General features: G+C 50.3%; 7 protein-coding genes. 6 read left to right on the top strand and 1 reads right to left on the bottom strand.

Going from position 1 to position 21,820, the window contains the following annotated elements:
• Positions 1-42 precede the first annotated feature (42 nt).
• From crcB to GmarT_RS19085, 5 genes are all read left to right on the top strand, one after another.
• Positions 43-438, top strand: a complete 396-nt coding sequence (gene crcB, locus GmarT_RS19105) for a fluoride efflux transporter CrcB (RefSeq protein ID WP_149303110.1) — start codon at positions 43-45, stop codon at positions 436-438.
• A gap of 251 nt (positions 439-689) precedes the next feature.
• On the top strand, positions 690-1,202 hold the full coding sequence (locus GmarT_RS19100) for a TIGR03546 family protein (RefSeq protein WP_002649818.1): 513 nt from the start codon (positions 690-692) through the stop codon (positions 1,200-1,202).
• Complete coding sequence (locus GmarT_RS19095) at positions 1,199-2,938, top strand: TIGR03545 family protein (protein ID WP_002649819.1); 1,740 nt, start codon at positions 1,199-1,201, stop codon at positions 2,936-2,938. Before GmarT_RS19100 ends, GmarT_RS19095 begins: the two co-directional genes overlap by 4 nt.
• A gap of 409 nt (positions 2,939-3,347) precedes the next feature.
• Positions 3,348-4,517, top strand: a complete 1,170-nt coding sequence (locus tag GmarT_RS19090) for a M24 family metallopeptidase (protein WP_149303108.1) — start codon at positions 3,348-3,350, stop codon at positions 4,515-4,517.
• Between the two features lie 188 nt (positions 4,518-4,705).
• A complete protein-coding gene (locus GmarT_RS19085) occupies positions 4,706-5,701 on the top strand; it encodes a cation diffusion facilitator family transporter (protein ID WP_002649796.1) in 996 nt (331 codons plus the stop codon).
• 103 nt (positions 5,702-5,804) lie between these two features.
• On the opposite strand, the gene GmarT_RS19080 is transcribed toward GmarT_RS19085, so the two are convergent.
• Positions 5,805-7,238 (bottom strand): porin, encoded by a 1,434-nt coding sequence (locus GmarT_RS19080; protein WP_157159016.1) that lies wholly within the window; start codon positions 7,236-7,238, stop codon positions 5,805-5,807.
• 836 nt (positions 7,239-8,074) lie between these two features.
• Between GmarT_RS19080 and GmarT_RS19075 the strand changes: the two genes are divergently transcribed.
• Positions 8,075-21,472 carry a beta strand repeat-containing protein gene (locus tag GmarT_RS19075; protein WP_149303106.1) on the top strand — a complete coding sequence of 4,466 codons (13,398 nt, stop codon included), beginning with the start codon at positions 8,075-8,077 and terminating at the stop codon, positions 21,470-21,472.
• The last annotated feature ends 348 nt before the right edge of the window (positions 21,473-21,820 follow it).

Raw genomic sequence — 21,820 nt, 5'->3', positions numbered from 1 at the left:
TTGTTACCTTGCAGAATATCAGACTGAAAAAAGGATACACGGGTGTCACAACTGCTGGCTGTTGGACTGGGTGGCTTTATCGGGGCAATTGCACGTTACAGCATTACGGATTTCATGTCGCGGAAGTATCCCGGCTTTCCTGCTGGAACCTTACTGGTCAATGCCACCGGTTGTCTGTTAATCGGCATCCTGATGGCGCTGGTGACCCACAAACAGATCCACCCTTCCGAACGGGTTCACGAGCATGTCAGCCTGTTTCTGATTACCGGGTTGCTGGGATCACTCACCACTTTTTCCACGTTTGGACACGAAACCGTCAGCTTGATCAGGAATTCTGAGTTGCATCATGCCTTCCTGAATATATCGGGCAACCTGATTGTCGGTTTCTTTGCCGTCTGGCTGGGCTGGACCTCCGTGATGTTCTGGTTACAAAAATAACGAAGACTCGGTTATCCAGTGATCTAGCCGGTCGGAACGCCACAGGTTTCGGCATTCATTTGTCAGGGAATCAGGTTGCCTGTTGTCCCTGTCAACTTTTCAAATGTTAAGATTTTCTGATTATAACGATTAAGCTGAACTCCAGACCCAGCCGATATAAATCCTAACGGGGGGAATTCTGCCTGACCTGATTCAGGCAGGCAGAATCTTTTATTCCCTTGTTTCCAAGTTTTAGCGGAGTTCGCTGTAAAATGTCATACTGGCTTCGACCTCTGCGTTTTCTGGCAGGTGCCTTCAGTGGCGCCTCTTCTCCCCGTCAACTCGCTTTGGGTTTCAGTATGGGGATGATCATCGGCCTGGTTCCCAAAGACAATCTGATCTCAGTATTGTTGCTGTTTCTACTGGCCAGTCTCAAAATCAACCTCTGCTCCGCTTCGCTGGCGACTCTGTTATTCTCCTGGCTGACATTACTGCTGGATCCACTGAGTCATCTGATCGGTCGCAGTGTGCTGCTGGCGGCTCCGCTACAGGGGATCTGGCGCTGGTTTTATGAAATGCCATTGGCACCCTGGACTGACTTCAATAATACGATTGTCATGGGCAGTCTGATTCTAGGGCTGACGCTGTTTTATCCCGTCTATCGTTTGACTCGTCCACTGTTCGAAAAATACACACCGGTGCTTTCAGAAAAACTCCAGAAATATCGGATCGTACAGATTCTCTGGGGGACTGAAGTTGGTGTTGTGGCAGGGGATGCCGCATGAAATGGAATTATCTGCTCCCTCGATTGGCACTGGCAGCGATCATCTGGAGTTTTTTCGCATTTGCCTTTGATCCCCTGGTACGTTCAGCTCTGATGCAGGTTGGAAGTTCGCTGACCGGTACTGCGGTTGAGGTTTATGATCTGCAGACCGGTTTCTTTCCACCTGCGATCCAGACTGGTCCAGGATGTATTGTCAGTCCCCGGGATGACAAAAGTTATCTGGCCTGTTTTGAACAGACACAGTTAAAATTCTCCGGCAAGCCACTATTACATCGCAAACTGATCGTCGAAACGGCGTCGATTTCTGGTGTGGAATTGTATGTTCCCAGAGATTTGACAGATGAAACGACAGTACCTTCTTCTGATCCAGCTGAGTCTGGTTCCCGTGTCAGCTTCGGCAGATTTCGTCGGCTTTCGAATCAGCTGGGGCAATCCGGTTTGGATATTTTGAAAACGACAGCTGCGGAACAACTTGATCCAGGTCGTCTGCAAACCGTCCGGGTTTCCAAAACCATCCAGGGGGAATGGAAGCAGCGTTTTCAGACGTATGATACGCGTCTCAAGCAGGTCAAACAGGAAATTGACTCCGTTGAAAACTCGGTGAAAACAGCCGAGGGTAAGACGCTGGATAAAATTAAGACGTATGCCCAGTCGGCCGAGCGTGTGGATCAACTTGTTAACCAGGGTAAGCAGATTCGCAGTGAATTAAATTCACTCCCTCAAATTGCCCAGCAGGATTATCAGCGAATTGAACGGGCCAAAGAACAGGATCTGGCAAACCTGGATCAGTTACTGGAATCAGTCTCACCTGATCCTCATAAAATACTGCATACGCTGCTGGGAGACGAATTGTCACAGCAGGTTGAGCAGGTCCTTGGCTGGACGAATTTCATGTTCCAGACCGCACAGGCTATGAAAGATGAGCAGGAGCCGGAACGAATTCAGGGTGAATGGATCGATTTTCGCAGTGATGTCAACGAACCTGATGTTCTGTTTAAGGACCTTCGATTGTCTGGGTTTGCCCGGATGGACCAGGAAAAAATTCCCTTTCTGGCGGTCGTGAAGGGGCTCTCATCCACTCCCAGGCAATATCACCAGCCGATTCAAATTCAGGCACAGGTCGATGGCGCAGCCGAGGTCAAGTTCGCGGGAGAATTAAAATATTATGAGGTTGAACCAGCACACGAGTTTGTAGTGCACTTCAAATTACCTCAACAGAAAAAAATAACGATTCAAAAATCAGACAGGATTTCGCTGGCCCTGGTAGCAGATCAGACAGAGTGCCGCACACATCTGACCTTTCGTGAGCAGGACTTTCAGTGTCGGATCGAGTTCAGTCAGACACCGGTCCGGTTTGAATTGGAGAGCACTCGCCCCGAAGCACAATCGATAGCCAGGCTGTTGCAACATTCCCTGTCTGCAATCAATTCGGTGTCAGCTACAGTGCATGGTTCGGGATCGTATGACAGGCCGGAGTGGCGAGTTGAATCCCCGTTGGGAGAACAGGTTGCCCGTGGACTGACAGCAGCCTTTCAGGCTGAGATCGCCCGTGGAAAAGAAAAACTGGCTGCGGAAATTGAACAACTGGCAAGTCAGGAACGCGATAAGCTCGTTCAGGACCTGAATCGCGATTATTCCGCAATCCTGGCTGCACTGGAGGCGGAAGAGTCCAAAGTGCAGTCCGTGATTCAAAAAGTATCCGGCCGTCCCCTGGGGCTTCGCAGTTTGCTCCGTTAATCACCTGTAAATGTCTCTCCTGAATCAAGATCCGGACGAGGACATTTTGTCCCAGCTGCAGGCGTTGCTGGAAATTCCACTTGATTTCTCTTTTAATCTGGTATGATTAATAGCAGGAAAGGAAGTGCGTTGCAGGATGCTGTTATTCTTCTTTATTCGCCTTTCTTGGCTGCACACCTCCTGTCCACTACCTGAACTTCACCTCTTTTTCGGTCTGACGAATTTGATGAGATTAACTGTTAAGACGAATGCGGTCATTCTTGGCCGAGTTCTGTGATAAACGCTTGACTTCAGCAAATTTCGATACAAAACTCATTTATTGATTCTACATTCAAACATACGTATTTCCGAGGGGCCATTTACGTGTCTTTGAGATGTCGCCAGGAATTGTTTCATCCGGGAGTCTTATATGACTATCGTGGCAGTGAATGCTCATGCACCAATCTCTTCAGGAGAAATCCCCACGTCAGACCCCCGGCGTGCCACAGATGTTGAGCAGAAGCAGCAGCAGATCATTACAATTCTGGAAGAACTGGAACTGGATGCCATCCTGCTGCAGTCCCCCGAGAATATCGCCTGGTTTACGACGGGAGCCGATTTAACCCGTGCTGGTTCGAATGAAAGCTGTGCAGCCGTATTTATTACCCAGGATGCGCGGTTGATCGCCTGCAGTAATGTGGATGCGAATCAGATTTTTGACCGTTCCATTCCCGGGCTGGGATTCCAGATCAAAACACGTCCCTGGTATGAACCATTATCTCAGCTGATCCGGGACCTGTGCAAAGGCCGCAAAGTTGCCAGTGACACGGGCATCGAGTCGACATTGAATCTGTCTGAACGATTCAAGTCGATCCGGATTACTTTCAGTGATCTGGAAGGCGAACGGATGCGGGAACTGGGGAAACTGGTTTCCCACGCGGTTGAAGCGACTGCACGACGTGTCGAGCGAGGACAGACTGAGCAGGAGATTGCCGGCTGTCTTTCACATCGACTGTTGAAGCATGGCGTTACGCCCAAACGTCTGCAGGTAATGGTGGATGGACAGAGCATCCGCTACCGTCACTGGGGATATGGCGAGGATCGGCTGGAACGTTATTGTGTCATCTCAGCCGTGGGGTCCCAGAATGGATTGCATGCGGCTGCCACCAGAACAGTTTCTCTGGGCAAGCCTCCCTCCAGCTTCATCAAATCCCATCACCTGGCCTTGCTGATGCAGGCCACCGGGATGTATTTTTCCAAGCCAGGCTGGGCATTCTTCGATACCTGGAATCGCGTGAAACGGATCTATGAAAAGTACGAATGTCCTGATGAATGGCAGCATTCTGACCAGGCTGACATCATAGGTTATTTACCCGCTGAGACTTCGATTCTGCTAAACAGTGAGTTTACTCTGCAACCGGGCATGGCTACTTTCTGGCATCCTTCAGTTGGACCTGCCATGACTGGGGATACAATTCTGATTGAAGAAGATCAGACCATTATGATAACCCCGATGGAACAATGGCCCACTGCTAAAATCATGGTCAAAGAGCACCAGATTACCTTGCCTGATATCCTGATTCTGCCTGATGAAGCATAAGTATTGGCTTGAGGATCCGTCCGGAATTTAGAAAACCCGGGTGTATTTTCGCTTACTTTGTAAAGTCACTTGTCAAATCGAGGAATTCGAATCAAGATTAACTGAACGACAGATCTGCATCTGTCTGACTTTTTCAGGTTTGCTTCAGGCCTGGACTGTATTCAATTATTCTTTGTGTTGTCTGTCTAATGGATATTGCGAATTCCTCAGAAGATACAGGGGCGTCGTCAGAAGGCCCCCTGCTGGATGTCTTTCCAGAACCACTGGAAGTCTCCGAGGATATTTCGCGCCTCCGCCGACGCAGAACTACGCGTTTATTCAAGGTTGCCTGGCTGGGGATTTCGGTTCGTCTGTTTGTGATCGTCATGGAACTGGTGGGACTCTGGTTCCTGGGGCACTCGGTTCTGCTGGTTGATGCTCTGGCCAGTAGTGCTGACGTATTGACATCACTGGCCATCTTGTTCGCGATCCGACTGGCTGAACAGCCTCCCGATGACGATCACCCCTTTGGACATGGTCGCTACGAACCACTGGCAGGTTTTCAATTAGGCATCCTGATTCTGATAGTAGGAGCAGCAACCTTCGGGTATCAGTTGTTTGCGGCGATCAGCCACGCCCATTCTGAAGTCATAGGCTGGGTGAGCTGGACGATTCCGCTGTTCGCAGCGCTACTGCTGGAAGTCACCTGTCGGGTTGTGTTCAGAATGGCACAACAGGAGAAGAGCTCTGCCATGATCGCGGAAGCCTATCATTACCGGGTCGATGCGATCACCAGTTTTGTGGCTGCTTTCGGACTGCTGGTTGCCAGCCAGATTCCCGTGTATGGCCATCTGATTGATCACATCACGGCGATGATTCTCTCTGTGATCATGGTCTATCTGGGTTGGGTGGCAGCCCGGGAAAACCTGCACGAACTGACAGATAAGGTACCTCACCAGAAATATTTTGACCAGGTGAAAGCTTCGGCGATGAAGGTGGGGGGAGTGCTGGATGTAGAGAAGGTTCGTATTCAGACAGCGGGGCCGGATGCACATGTCAACATTGACATCGAGGTGAATCCCAATGAAACGGTCGATCAGGCCCATTTAACCGCGCAACAGGTCAGATATCAGATTCAGCTTGATTGGCCCACCGTGCGTGAAGTGGTGGTCCACGTCGAGCCTTATTACGAAGCAGACCACTGAGTTCAAAAAGCTGGACTGAATCCCGTTTTACTGTAGCGTCTCCAGAGCCATTTAGACCGAGTCTATTAGATTGAGAGACGCTACAGTTAAATGTAATGGGTTCTTAGAAGCGGATAATGACATCGCCACCCAGCAGGACCTGGTAGTCCGACTGGAAGTTGCGATAAGGTCCTTGAATATTGAGCAGATTTGATCGGGTATCAGACCAGTCGAAACGCAGTTCGGGTCGAACCGTGACACAGGGGTGAGGACGCCAGTTGGCTCCCACGGTCAGTTCATAATAATTTCCACCGGCAGCCACGAATTCCGGTATCTGCAGAACACGAGAGAAATTCTGGTCACGGAAATATTCAAATCGGGCTCCCCAGGCAAATGTCTCTGTGACGTCGTAGTACAGGTATTGATTGAACGAATACCACTTTGCCGGGACGACCTGAAACTGATTATTGATGGTACCATTATCCTGAATGCCAAAATCACTCTGGAAAACATAGGTCAGGCAGTCAGAAAAGTTATGTGATAATACGAAGCTGACGAGGGTCCTGTTGGCCGTGTTACTGACTCCATTGTCCTGGTCACCTGAAGTCAGGGTCAGGTTGATGCTGGTGTCTTTGTCACTGCTGTTCCAGCCGATGCCTGCCAAAAGTTCGGCATCATCGTTCGGGTCTTCCCAGGCATCCCAGCCACGGGCAACACCGGCGAGCAGCTGTAACTGTTCTGTGACCTGAAACGTGGTCAGAATCCCTGTGTGAGTGAATGGTTCTCCATACTGCATCGAATAGGAGTGGGAATAGAAGAAGTTATCTGGTGCCGTTACTTTTTCATATCCAATGGGGGTGTAGAAGTGACCGGCTTTGATGCTGACGCCATCCAGCCATGGTACATAAAGCTCTGCATAGAGCTGAGGCATCGCCAGACCGTACATGGCATATGTGCTGCCGCCACTGGTTCGGGGACCGTTTGCACTATTCCAGTGTGGTGATCCATCGGATTCGGTTTCCAGACCGAGTGCTGTGGTATAAAAATAGTCTGTACCGTAGAGCAGGTCAGCCCGAAAACCCCAGTCCAGTTCATCGCCACCATAATTTACCTGACGTTCCATGAACAGGTACAACTGATTCATCTGGTATTCATTGGAGCGGTCGTTAAAAGTGACCGGCAGGTTGAAATTATTGGAAGGTTTCTGGAAGTTTCCCGTAAATCCCTGGTCGAGCCACCCACCAACTTGGACACGGTTCGATTTCATCGAGGGGTAAACCGGGGAATGGCTCATGAGGAACTGGTCCAGGAAATTACAGCACTGGCATTCCGGCAGGCACATTTCATTTACACAATTTGTAGTTCCAGGGTCTGTGACCTCGCAGCCTGGTGTTTCCGGCATGGAGAGCGCAACAGGCTGGTACAAGCCTTCTGCTTCCCCCTGGATCTCAGCCACTGAGTCTGCCGTTTCGATCTGGTTTTGCTGACCAAATCCGGGTGCTGGCAGACTGATCGCCAGGGCAACTACAATCCATTGTGTGATTTTTTTTATTCGCATCTTATTCCAACTCGTGCGATAGTTTGGCGATAAAGCAATCTTGGTGGTCATATGTTTTTGCCTGGTTTTCCCTGAATTATCAGAAACCATCTACTGGTAGTGAATGATTCAAGTCAATCGGACAAGTAGTTCTCTGGATCGGTCTGATCTTTATCTGAAATCTATTCAGATCTGTGTCAAACGGAGCCAGACTTCCTCTTTCATTTTCGGCTTTCCCGAATGAACGGTCCGAACCTAATTATTTGTTAAGTACCCTCATCACACTGATTTTGTGGCTCAAACCCTATTCTCACCTCTTCTTTGCCTAATTTACTACAGAGTATGAGTGTAGTGTATAAAAAAGCACATGAATGCTTTGGTGCAGAGTGATTCGATCGAAATCTGGAAGTTTTACCAGTCCAAAAGAGGATGCTCAAAATTGTATATCAGTAAAGAAACCCGATCAGAAATGTTTCATAAGTTGAACACAGATGTTGACTTGAGGCAACATCCCTAACCAAACCTGTTACTGAACAGAATGTGATTTTCTCTCCTGACCATTCTGACAGTCCTACAATCCTAACCAGCTTGTGCAAACAACGCATAATGCCATTTTATTAATTGCAATTAGTAGGATCATAGGCAAAGATATTCCATTAAGCGCATTATTATCCGCGATCTTTAGCCAAACTCTCGTATTCAAAAAAAGAAAATCCTTTTAATGAACGGGCTGTTGACTGTTAGGTTTAATGCGTGCAATCGTCAAAGTAAGTGTCTATTTTGACAGTAAAAATCCCTCACTGATCATTCCGGTTTTTAACTGACCAATACCAGAAACTGATACGAGTAAAAATTCTATGAAGAGCCTGAAAAGATTGTTTGGCCGTAAGTCTACTCGCAAAGTAACCCGTCGATTTCCATTTCGGATCTCTCGTCCGATTGGATATGCAAGCCATGTAGAGCGGCTTGAGGATCGAACATTGCTTGCCAGTAATATCCTGGCCTCTCTGGAAAGCTCGGTGAACCAGCCGAATGATACAACAGAATTGCTGCTGAATATCGGCCCGGGCAGTTCACCAACACTTGGCTTTGAAGTGCATGCCACCGCAGGCTCCGCTTTTAATCCGGCTGCGATTCAGATCATCAATACCAGTACGAATGCTGTGATTCCATTGAATCTGGCGGAAAATGATCATGCCGGCACCTCAAATTCGCTGACACTGGCCACACTGGCTCCGGGCGAATACTCGCTTCTGGTCCACGGCCAGACTGCCGCCACTGGTGGATTCATCGTTGATGTATTTTTACCCGGCGATACCGATGGCAATGGTTCTGTAAATGATACGGAATATCAACATGCCCTGGCGGCATCCTATCAGCAGATGTTTGGTTACAATCATTACACGACACAGTTCCTGATTCAGCAGATGGGCCTCAATCCGAACACCAACTTCTACTCCCAGGAGCTGGATGGGGACATGGATGGGGACATCGATAACTACGACCTGCAGATGATGAACTCCAACCGTAATATCCCGCCGATTCATCTTGAACTGATTGGCGATCAGGACGCACCAGCTGTAGTTGCAGGCCTGCAGCTTGATTCAGGGGTTTCCAACTCGGACGGTATAACAAACGATCTCACGATTGTTGGTACGGTTACTGATGAAAGTCTGATTACACAGTTTAAAGTCTCCCTGGATGGGGGCGGCTTTGTGGATATCTTCGGGCAGCTCACCGGTGGTGCCAGTGGTGGATCTTTCACGCTGACCCGTGGCTGGCTGGAAACGAACCTGAACGGCGGCGGTTCTCTGGAAGGTGGCACGCACACGCTGCACTTCATGACTGTGGATGAACATGATAATGTCAGTGCTGCCGGCGTCTTTAACGTCAACTTTGAACTGGATACGATTGCACCTGCTACAGCGTCTGGCATTTCTGATCAAAATCTGGGCGAAGATTTCACGACCGTCAATCTGGGAGCACTCTCGACCTACTTCAACCAGAATGGTGGTACCCCCCTTAGCTTCCATGTGGATTCCATCACTGATGCCATTGTGAATGTTGATTTCTCAACTGGTGACCTGATTCTGAATTCTGTGCTGAATGCAAACGGTTCCACTGATATTGTCATTCAGGCTATTGATTTAGCCGGTAATGCCGTGCTTTCTAATACATTCACTGTGGCGGTCAACGCAGTGAACGATCCTCCCGTTGCCGTAAATGGTGACGCGACCGCCTCGGAAGATATTCTGAAAAGCTTTCCTGCACCGGGTGTACTTGATTTTGTCACCGATGTGGAGAACGACACACTGACCGTGACAGAGGTCAATGGTTCCGCAGGGAATGTGGCGATCCCGGTTACCATCGGAGCCGGTGGAGAACTGAATGTCGCCGCTGATGGTAGTTTCACATTTGATCCCAAAGGATCCTATGAATATCTGGCGGCTGGTGAAACAGATACCGAAACCTTTACCTACACCGTGAGTGATGGTAACGGTGGAACTGATACCGCAACAGTGACGATCACCATTCAAGGAGCCAACGATGCACCGGTTGTGTCAGCGGCCGTAACAACGACGGTTTCGGAAGATGATGCGAACTTCAACCTGGATCTGCTGACGAGTGCCAGCGATGTGGACAACGGTGCCGTTCTGGATGTGGACACCCTGGTAAATACATTGGGGGATGACGGCGGTATCTCTGTGAACGCCAACGGGACCTCCCTGGATGTAGACCTGAGCTACTATCAGTATCTGTCTGGCAGTGATACCGAAGTAATCACTTACACTTATAATGTGATCGATGGTCTGGGCGGCTCTGTGGCTCAGACGGTAACGATCACGATCAACGGTCAGAACGACGACCCGACGGTCAGTGATCCCGTGGCAACGACTGTGTCCGAAGATGATGCGAACTTCAACCTGGATCTGCTGACAAATGCCAGTGACGTGGATAACGGCGCCAGTCTTGATGTGTCTAATATCACTTACCAGTCCGGCGATGACAGTGGTGTGAACGTGAACGGGACCTCTCTGGATGTGGATCTGAGCTTCTACCAGGATCTGGACGCCGGTGACACCGAAGTAATCACTTACACTTACAATGTGATCGACGGTTTAGGCGGCTCTGTGGCTCAGACGGTGACGATCACAATCAATGGTCAGAACGACGCTCCCACTGTGAGTGCAGCCGTCGCTTCCGTAGTGTCTGAAGATGATGCGAATTTCAATCTGGATCTGCTGACGAACGCCAGTGATGTGGATGACAGTGCCAGTCTTGATGTGTCTAATATCACTTACCAGTCTGGCGATAACAGTGGTGTGACCGTGAACGCGAACGGGACGTCTCTGGATGTGGACCTGAGCTTCTACCAGTATCTGGACGCCGGTGATACCGAAGTAATCACTTACACTTATAATGTGATCGACGGCCTGGGTGGCTCTGTGGCTCAGACGGTGACAATCACGATCAATGGTCAGAACGACGACCCGTCTGTGAGTGCAACGGTGACTTCTGAAGTATCAGAAGATGATGCGAATTTCAATCTGAATCTGTTGACGAACGCCAGTGATGTGGATGACAGTGCGAGTCTCGATGTGGATAGCCTGTCGCACCAGTCTGGCGATAACAGTGGTGTGACCGTGAACGTCAACGGGACGTCTCTGGATGTGGATCTGAGCTTCTACCAGGATCTGGACGCCGGTGATACCGAAGTAATCACTTACACTTATAATGTGATCGACGGCCTGGGTGGCTCAGTGGCTCAGACGGTGACAATCACGATCAATGGTCAGAACGACGCTCCGACGGTCAGTGATCCCGTGGCAACGACTGTGTCCGAAGATGATGCAAACTTCAACCTGGATCTGCTGACAAATGCCAGTGATGTAGATGACAGTGCGAGTCTTGATGTGGATAGCCTGTCGCACCAGTCTGGCGATAACAGTGGTGTGACCGTGAACGCGAACGGGACGTCTCTGGATGTGGACCTGAGCTTCTACCAGGATCTGGACGCCGGTGATACCGAAGTAATCACTTACACTTATAATGTGATCGATGGCCTGGGTGGCTCTGTGGCTCAGACGGTGACGATCACGATCAATGGTCAGAACGACGACCCGTCTGTGAGTGCCACGGTGACTTCTGAAGTATCAGAAGATGATGCGAATTTCAACCTGGATCTGCTGACAAATGCCAGTGATGTGGATGACAGTGCTTCACTGGATGTGGGCAGTCTGTCTCTGCAGTCTGGTGATGATAGTGGCGTGAGCCTGAATGCTGACGGCACCTCTCTGGATGTGGACCTGAGCTTCTACCAGGATCTGGACGCCGGTGACACCGAAGTAATTACTTACACTTATAATGTGATCGACGGTCTGGGTGGCTCTGCGGCTCAGACGGTGACAATCACGATCAATGGTCAGAACGACCACCCGACCGTGAGTGCAACGGTCGCTTCCGAAGTGTCCGAAGATGATGCAAACTTCAATCTGAATCTGTTGACCAATGCCAGTGATGTGGATGACAGTGCGAGTCTTGATGTAGATAACCTGTCGTACCAGTCTGGCGATAACAGTGGTGTGACCGTGAACGCCAACGGGACGTCTCTGGATGTGGACCTGAGCTTCTACCAGGACCTGGACGCCGGTGATACCGAAGTGATCACTTACACTTATAATGTGATCGATGGCCTGGGTGGCTCTGTGGCTCAGACGGTGACGATCACGATCAATGGTCAGAACGACGACCCGACGATCAGTGCGGCTGTGGCAACGACGGTGTCCGAAGATGATGTGAATTTCAACCTGGATCTGCTGACAAATGCCAGTGATGTGGATGACAGTGCGAGTCTTGATGTGGATAACCTGTCGTACCAGTCCGGCGATAACAGTGGTGTGAGCTTGAATGCTGACGGGACGTCTCTGGATGTGGACCTGAGCTTCTACCAGGACCTGGACGCCGGTGACACCGAAGTAATTATTTACACTTATAATGTGATCGACGGTCTGGGTGGCTCTGTGGCTCAGACGGTGACAATCACGATCAATGGTCAGAACGACCACCCGACCGTGAGTGCCACGGTGGCTTCTGAAGTGTCAGAAGATGATGCGGATTTCAATCTGAATCTGCTGACCAATGCCAGTGATGTGGATGCCAGTGCTTCTCTGGATGTGTCTGATATCGCTTACCAGTCCGGCGATAACAGTGGTGTGACTGTGAACGCGAACGGCACCTCTCTGGATGTGGACCTGAGCTTCTACCAGGATCTGGACGCCGGTGATACCGAAGTAATCACTTACACTTATAATGTGATCGACGGCCTGGGTGGCTCTGTGGCTCAGACGGTGACGATTACGATCAACGGTCAGAACGACGACCCGACGATCAGTGCGGCTGTGGCAACGACGGTGTCTGAAGATGATGCAAACTTCAACCTGGATCTGCTGACAAATGCCAGTGATGTGGATGACAGTGCTGTTCTGGATGTGTCCTCACTGGTAAATACATTGGGGGATGACGGTGGTGTCTCTGTGAACGCGAACGGGACCTCCCTGGATGTGGACCTGAGTTATTACCAGTATCTGTCTGGTAGTGATACCGAAGTAATCACTTACACTTATAATGTGATCGACGGCCTGGGTGGCTCTGTGGCTCAGTCAGTGACGATCACGATCAATGGTCAGAACGACGACCCCATTGCTGTAGACGATACAGTCAATGTCAATAAATCGAATATCTACAATGGAGATGTTCTGGCTGACAACGGCGGGGGAGTAGACAGTGATCCGGATCAACTCACAACTTTGACAGTTACTGATATATTGAACCCGGCCGATGATAATTCTTTGGGAAGTATCGGAGCAGAGGTAACCCTGTCTTCTGGTGCAAAACTGACAATGAATGGTGTCGGGACATTCTCCTACGATCCTTCTTCTCATGTTGATATCGGTGATGTGGTCGGGACTGCAACGATCACGGATTCCTTTAAATATACGATCAGTGATGGAGATGGTGGATCGAGTACTGCCCTTGTTACCATCATCATTTCTGCCAATCAGCCGCCTGTTACAACGGTGGATATGTTTGCGACGGATGAAGACACCGGATTAACGAACCTTGATGTTCTGTCTAATGACTCCGATCCTGATGGTGATGATTTAACTCTGGATGTCACCGGTCTCTCAGGAGCATTTTCGACACAAGGTGCAGCAATCTCGCTGAATCCGGATAATACAGTTAATTATGATCCATCCGGATTACTGGATCACCTGTCAGAAGGTCAAGTGGTCGTCGATACCTTTACTTATACCGTGGTTGATGTAAAAGGGGGTGTTTCCGTCGGGACCGTCCAAGTTACATTGACGGGACGGAACGACGCTCCGACGATCAGTGCGGCCGTGGCATCGACGGTGTCCGAAGACGATGCAAACTTCAACCTGGATCTGCTGGCGAATGCCAGTGATGTGGATGACAGTGCTTCTCTGGATGTGGGCAGTCTGTCTCTGCAGTCTGGTGATGATGGTGGTGTGAGCCTGAATGCCGACGGCACGTCCCTGGACGTAGACCTGAGCTACTATCAATACCTCGCAGGTGGTACATCAGAAGTAATCAATTACACTTACAATGTGATCGACGGCCTGGGTGGCTCAGTGGCTCAGACGGTGACAATCACGATCAATGGTCAGAATGACGACCCGACGGTGAGTGCCGCCATCATATCGACGGTGACAGAAGATGATGCGAGTTACAACCTGAATCTACTGACGAATGCCAGTGATGTGGATTTGAACTCGATTCTGCTTGTGTCTGGTCTGACACTGGATAGTAATGGGGATGACAGAGGTGTAACATTCACCCTTAACTCATTTAATATAGATCCAAGTGCCTACAACTACCTGGCTGCGGGTGAATCTGAAGTTCTCATTTACTCTTATGTCGTGAGCGACGGTCTAGGGGGCTCGACAGCTCAGACTGCAACGATCACGATTACCGGTGTGAATGATGATCCGACAGTGAGTGATGCCGTGAGTACGGAAGTGTCTGAAGACGATGCGGACTTCAACCTGGATCTGCTGACGAATGCCAGTGACGTGGATAACGGCGCCAGTCTTGATGTGTCTGATATCGCTTATCAGTCCGGCGATAACAGTGGTGTGAGCGTGAATGCTGACGGGACGTCTCTGGATGTGGACCTGAGCTTCTACCAGTATCTGGACGCCGGTGATACCGAAGTAATCACTTACACTTACAATGTGATCGACGGCCTGGGTGGCTCAGTAGCTCAGACGGTGATGATCACGATCAATGGTCAGAACGACGACCCGACGATCAGTGATCCCGTGGCAACGACTGTTTCAGAAGATGATACGGATTTCAACCTGGATCTGCTGACGAATGCCAGTGATGTGGATGACAGTGCCAGTCTTGATGTGGATAACCTGTCGTACCAGTCTGGCGATAACAGTGGTGTGAGCCTGAATGCTGACGGGACGTCTCTGGATGTGGACCTGAGCTTCTACCAGGATCTGGACGCCGGTGATACCGAAGTAATCACTTACACTTATAATGTGATCGACGGTCTGGGTGGCTCTGTGGCTCAGACGGTGACAATCACGATCAATGGTCAGAACGACGACCCGACGATCAGTGATCCCGTGGCAACGACTGTTTCAGAAGATGATACGGATTTCAATCTGAATCTGTTGACCAATGCCAGTGATGTGGATGATGGTGCTGTTCTGGATGTGTCTAATATCGCTTACCAGTCCGGCGATAACAGTGGTGTGACCGTGAATGTCAACGGGACGTCTCTGGATGTGGACCTGAGCTTCTACCAGGATCTGGACGCCGGTGATACCGAAGTAATCACTTACACTTATAATGTGATCGACGGCCTGGGTGGCTCTGTGGCTCAGACGGTGACAATCACGATCAACGGTCAGAACGACGCTCCCACGATCAGTGCGGCCGTGGCAACGACGGTGTCCGAAGATGATGCAAACTTCAACCTGGATCTGCTGACCAATGCCAGTGATGTGGATGACAGTGCTTCTCTGGATGTGGGCAGTCTGTCTCTGCAGTCTGGTGATAACAGTGGTGTGAGCGTGAATGCTGACGGGACGTCTCTGGATGTGGACCTGAGCTTCTACCAGTATCTGGACGCCGGTGATACCGAAGTAATCACTTACACTTATAATGTGATCGACGGTCTGGGTGGCTCAGTAGCTCAGACGGTGATGATCACGATCAATGGTCAGAACGACGACCCGACGATCAGTGCGGCTGTGACATCTACGGTGTCCGAAGATGTCGTGAATTTCAATCTGAATCTGTTGACCAATGCCAGTGATGTGGATGACAGTGCGAGTCTTGATGTAGATAACCTGTCGCACCAGTCTGGCGATAACAGTGGTGTGACCGTGAACGGCAACGGCACCTCTCTGGATGTGGACCTGAGCTTCTATCAGGATCTGGACGCCGGTGATACCGAAGTGATCACATATACTTATAATGTGATCGACGGCCTGGGTGGCTCTGTGGCTCAGACAGTGACGATCACGATTAACGGTCAGAACGATGATCCGACAGTGAGTGCTGTCGTGAGTACGGAAGTTTCTGAAGACGATGCGAACTTCAACCTGGATCTGCTGACGAACGCCAGTGATGTGGATGACAGTGCCAGTCTTGATGTGGATAACCTGTCGTACCAGTCCGGCGATAACAGTGGTGTGACCGTGAACGCGAACGGGACGTCTCTGGATGTGGACCTGAGCTTCTACCAGGATCTGGACGCCGGTGATACCGAAGTAATCACTTACACTTACAATGTGATCGACGGCCTGGGTGGCTCTGTGGCTCAGACGGTGACGATTACGATCAATGGTCAGAACGACGACCCGACGATCAGTGCGGCCGTAACATCTACGGTGTCAGAAGATGTCGTGAACTTTAACCTGGATCTGCTGACGAATGCCAGCGATGTGGATGCCAGCGCCGTTCTGGATGTGGATAGCCTGACGAATACGACCGGTAATATCGCAGGAGTGAGCTTGAATGCTGACGGGACATCTCTGGATGTGGACCTGAGCTTCTATCAGGATCTGGACGCCGGTGATACCGAAGTGATCACTTACACTTATAATGTGATCGACGGTTTAGGTGGCTCTGTGGCTCAGACGGTGACGATCACGATCAATGGTCAGAACGACCACCCGACCGTGAGTGCCACGGTGGCTTCTGAAGTGTCAGAAGATGATGCGAATTTCAACCTGGATCTGCTGACGAATGCCAGCGATGTGGATGACAGTGCTTCTCTGGATGTGTCTGATATCGCTTACCAGTCCGGCGATAACAGTGGTGTGACCGTGAACGCGAACGGGACGTCACTGGATGTGGATCTGAGCTTCTACCAGGATCTGGACGCCGGTGATACCGAAGTAATCACTTACACTTATAATGTGATCGACGGCCTGGGTGGCTCTGTGGCTCAGACAGTGACGATCACGATCAACGGTCAGAACGACGACCCGACGATCAGTGCGGCCGTGGCAACGACGGTGTCTGAAGATGATGCAAACTTCAACCTGGATCTGCTGACCAATGCCAGTGATGTGGATGACAGTGCTGTTCTGGATGTGTCCTCACTGGTAAATACATTGGGGGATGACGGTGGTGTCTCTGTGAACGCGAACGGGACCTCCCTGGATGTGGACCTGAGTTATTACCAGTATCTGTCTGGCAGTGATACCGAAGTAATCACTTACACTTATAATGTGATCGACGGCCTGGGTGGCTCTGTGGCTCAGTCGGTGACGATCACGATCAACGGGCAGAACGACGCTCCTGTGGTGACCGACGAACTGGATGATATTTCCCGGGACGGACTGACGCCGGAAACAATCGATCTGGATCTCCATTTCAGTGAGCCTGATGCCGGCGATTCGTTGACTTATACCGTGGAAGCGCATGTTCTTGGAGATAATCCAGGAGATGCATTACCAGCTGATTTCTGGGCGAATGTGGCAGTCGCAGGCAGTGATTTAAATATTACTTATACCGATTACAGCTCGGAACAGGTGCGTCTGCCTCTGGTGATTACTGTGACCGCGCATTCGGATGACGGAGCTTCTTCCGATGAGACCAGTACGTTTACATTAACTCCCGTTCCGCAGGCCACATTGGATATCCGTCTGATTGCCCGTGATGTTGAATCCAGTGGCAGAGACTTTACCTCCTTCCGGTCCGAAGCTGACCTGGCTGCCATCATTGCCGGTGGTAAAGGGGGAGCACGGTTCCAGTTGACCAACGGTTTACAGGATCTGACTTATTCGATCAGTGGGCTTACTGATTACAATAATGCGAATGCCGGTGACGGACCAATCGTCGATATCCAGTCAGATCTGGTTGCTGTGCGAATTGTCGATACCACAAACAGTAACATTACGCTGTTTACTCTCTATCATCAAACCAATAGCGACGATAACCCGACTGTCGACTTCTCAGCAGGAACCATGACCGGTGTCTGGGCCAGTGATGATTCCACACCGTTTACCAGTGCGATTCTGGATAAGTTATACAATGGTGATCTGGCCGTCCAAGTCGAAATTACGGGTCTCGGTAAACCTAAACTGTCTGGAAAGAATATACTGGTATCACCAGAGGTCGATGATGTGAGTAATCTGCCTTCGTCGATCACACAGGTGGTACAAGACAACTATTATGTTGTGGAAATCTGGATGAGTGACATGCTGGCACAGGTGCTGGCCTCTCAGACGACAGAGACGTCGAATGTGTCTTCTGTGGTCCTGGACATGCTCTGGGATGTTGCGGATGCGTCACTGATTGGTTATGACTTCACAATAGCTTCTTCCGCTTTCGGCTTCCTGGCAGGTGTGGACAATGCTGATTTTAGTGGCGGTGTACTCGGAAATATCAATGCCACAACAGTACTGCCAGGATTAATTACCAATGGCTATGGCCGGATAGGCTATGCTACGTTTCTTGCAGACGGAGCGGCAGACAGCGTCGATTTCACGATTGACACTACCGATTTGATCTCTGGAGCCGATGGTGTGACCCGAGGGGGAAACATTGATTTCAGTCAGATTTCGATTACCAATACTTCCGTGGATCAGGTGGCTCCCTCAGAATTCTTTGTTCAGACCGATCTCAGTAATCTGACTGTTTCCGGGACAATCACAGTCGATGGTCAGGAAATCAATCTGCTGCCTCAGTCAGCCGGCTTGAATTCCACCAGCATCAGTGGGCGACTGGATGTGGTGTTCGATGATATCAATGATCCGGGAACGATTCAGATTGTTGATTCCTACATCGAAGTGAATCCCACCGGTGACGCCCGTCCTGACCGTGATCAGTCTGAGGATTATAATATTCTGGATCTGGCCGACTTCGGCCTGGTCGGTGATCAGTTGATCCCCAATGTGTTCGGACCCTATTCTGGTGAACTGAGTCTGGCGATTCGCGATGCAGTGGCCCAGGTGCTCTCCAGTCAGCAGGCGATTGATGGTTCCGGCAACTTTGATATCTCGGAAGACTGGGTCCTGGAAAACGGGCAACTGGACTCCCTTATTGCATTAAAAAATACATTAGCCGCTGGACTTGATGATACCGTGGTCGACTCTAATTCCGAGTCGACGTTTGATGAAACGATGTCGTTCTTTACTCCGTTAGATGGAGTCCCTGGAGGACTGGCATCTTGGAGTCAGGCGAAACTGACAGAAGTATCCACAGGTGTCTTTGAACTGCTGATTCCAATCAGTCGCCGTGTGGAGTTTACGACTGAGGATGGCTACGACATCGTGTTGAATCTGGTTGGTACAGCGACTGCCCGATTCGATGTGAACCAGAATGATACCGATGAAGCCGGTGATACGATCACGACGGCCGTAGATACGGAATTAACTTCCGGGACTCCCGGGACCAAGGTTTACCAGGGGATCATCGGCAATAACGGTTCGCTGGGCGATCCTAATCAGGATGTGGACATGTTTGAGGTTCAACTGAATGTCGGAGACACAGTCACCGTTGACGTGGATGCTGACATGTTCAAGTCCGGCCTGGACAGTATGCTGCGATTGTTTGATGCAACGGGTACCCCCATCTTGACCGATCTGGTAGATCAATTCGGCAATCCTGCAGGGGACATCGATGGTGTTGTTGATGATTCCGATGATGTGCCGAACGAATTTATCTTCAACAGTGGTTCCCTGGATTCTTATTTCTCGTTTACAGCCACGACCGCTGGCACTTATTACATCGGTCTGACTGCTTTTGCAAACTATGATTATGACGCGACGACTGGTGTGGGGTCGGGCTCTGCTGATCCATCTGACACCGGTTCTTATGACCTGACGATTACCGTTGAAAACGGCGGAGCTCCGTTGCATGGAACTCAGTCCATTGTGGTTGATGCTCCGCTGGAAGACGGGACGGCCGTTGATCTGGTTGTGGTCCGCAATCAGACAGAGCTGGGGTCAAACGGACATACACTCGCACTGCCTGCCAGTGATACCTGGATTGACGAGTGGAGTTCGTTCTGGGTAGAAGTTTATGTCGAGACAGCCGATGCCAGAAGTATTACTGCGGCGGTGGCCGACTTGAATTACAACACCAGTTTCTTCACCGCAACAGCGATTGAGTTTGGCAGTGCCTTTGCCGCCACCGGCGAAGCGGTGATTGATGATGCGACAGGTGTTGTGACCGGACTGAGTGGTATCGCCAATGGTGATAAAACCGGTTATGGTAAAAAGGCTCTGCTGGCACGGGTGAAGTTTGAATCTCTGGCCCAGGATGATGTCTCCATTGACTTTGAAGACAAATTCATTGGACCGCATGCACTGGGGCTGTCACTGAGCAATGTCAGCGTCAGTCTGTTCAATGATACCGAGACATCTCTGGTCATCGGCGATGCACCTGATACGGACCTGTGGGCGATTGCCTATGATGTGAACGACGATGATACCATCAACTATCGCGATCTGATTATCCTGGCTTCCGTGTATGGTGAGAATGTACTCGATACCAATTCTCCTTATGTCTGGGCATTGGATGCTGATAAGAGTGGTACGGTAAACTATAAGGATTTGAATTTCTTCGCATCCAATTACGGCGTTCACAAAGGGGGGGATAAAGATGTGGTTTATCCATCCAACTTCCTGCAACGCTGGTATGGTAAAACCACCGATATCACCGGAGATTCTTCAGTCGATCAGGTGATGGACGAAGCTCTGGCGATCTGGCAGGATGCGTTGGGACTGGAAGAAGCACCGGATATCCAACTGGTGATTACCAACCTGGGGGGAACTCAACTGGGTGAAGGTCAGATTACCGGTGTCGACTCTGAAGGACGACCTGTCTCCGGGATTGTGACTCTGGATGATGATGCCGCCGGCCTGGGCTGGTATTCGGGGCTGGATTCCACTGTCTTCAGTTCTTCTGAACTCGAAGGGGGCGTGGCATACACGGCTGATGCCAATTCCGATGCCGCCGGCCATTACGACCTGTTAACGGTACTGTTACACGAAATTGGCCACGTTCTCGGTTTTACAAAAACATATGCTCCGTTTGAAAGCTTTGTGCAAGCGGGCGTAGGTGAAACTCTGACCTTTGTAGGGAGTGGCTTTGAAGCAACGCTGACCGACGATGGTCTGCACCTGGATGATACGGTGCATGCCGGGGATGTGATGAATGCCACACTGGATCCGGGTGTTCGCAAACTGCCTTCGATTCTGGATGCCCTGATTCTGCAGTCTGCTCACGAAGCTGCTGCTTCCGGCAGCTTTGAAATCCTGGTGGGTGTGAATGCTCCGCTGATGGCGAATCTGCCACTGGTGGCGGAACCATCTGTGACCCCGGTAACCGAGAATGAGAATTCGCTGGTGACCGTGATCGCGCCTCTGGACGACCTGTCTCCGGTTGTGTTCGACGTGACCAGCAGTCTGCAGGCAGGCGATGAGCCGGTTCAGCATGCATGGAATCAGGTCATCAACAACCTGCTTCAGAGCCAGGGGCTGGATCAGAGCGATCTCGATCTGACCGTACTGGAAGGTCTGAGCGAAGAGCTGAGCAATGATCTGCGATTCAATGGTCTCTCGATTGTTGCTGGCGAAAAGATCGACCTTTCGGATCTGGTTGATCTGGAATCCGGTGACCTGGATCTGGCGGGGCTGAGTGAAGAAATCGATGCTGACTTCGACGATGTCTTCTCAGACTGGGCAGGTCCTATACTTTAAACAATCTGCGTGACTTTCAGGCCCTGGTGTGTATGCGAGTGCTGGCATCAGGGCCTTTTTTCTTGATACATCAGGGTCTGGAAGCTGTAGGGGAGATGGGTTATCAGGTTGCGTTTAGTCAACATGCACTCATTTTCGTAAACGCTTACAGGCTGTGTTTCAAGACTTTTAAAGACTTTGCTTTCTGTTCTTGAATGCTGAACACAGCGATGGTATGTTTCAGGTGTCTTGAGATCAGTCAGGGCAAATCAGTCAAGTTATTTCGGGGTGAACTGCCGAAGTTGAGTGGTGAGGTTCATTTCAAATCAGTTCAGGTCCCATATTTCTGGAACCAGTTACTTCTTATGA

The sequence above is a fragment of the Gimesia maris genome, assembly GCF_008298035.1.
Taxonomy (GTDB): domain Bacteria; phylum Planctomycetota; class Planctomycetia; order Planctomycetales; family Planctomycetaceae; genus Gimesia; species Gimesia maris.
Note: the sequence above shows the minus strand (reverse complement) of the source record. Positions and strands in the feature narration are given on the sequence as shown.

Coding starts and splice junctions, on each gene's coding strand:
- GmarT_RS19100 (WP_002649818.1), top strand. CDS start 690: ATGTCATACTGGCTTCGACCTCTGCGTTTTCTGGCAGGTGCCTTCAGT.
- GmarT_RS19095 (WP_002649819.1), top strand. CDS start 1,199: ATGAAATGGAATTATCTGCTCCCTCGATTGGCACTGGCAGCGATCATC.
- GmarT_RS19090 (WP_149303108.1), top strand. CDS start 3,348: ATGACTATCGTGGCAGTGAATGCTCATGCACCAATCTCTTCAGGAGAA.
- GmarT_RS19085 (WP_002649796.1), top strand. CDS start 4,706: ATGGATATTGCGAATTCCTCAGAAGATACAGGGGCGTCGTCAGAAGGC.
- GmarT_RS19080 (WP_157159016.1), bottom strand. CDS start 7,238: ATGCGAATAAAAAAAATCACACAATGGATTGTAGTTGCCCTGGCGATC.
- GmarT_RS19075 (WP_149303106.1), top strand. CDS start 8,075: ATGAAGAGCCTGAAAAGATTGTTTGGCCGTAAGTCTACTCGCAAAGTA.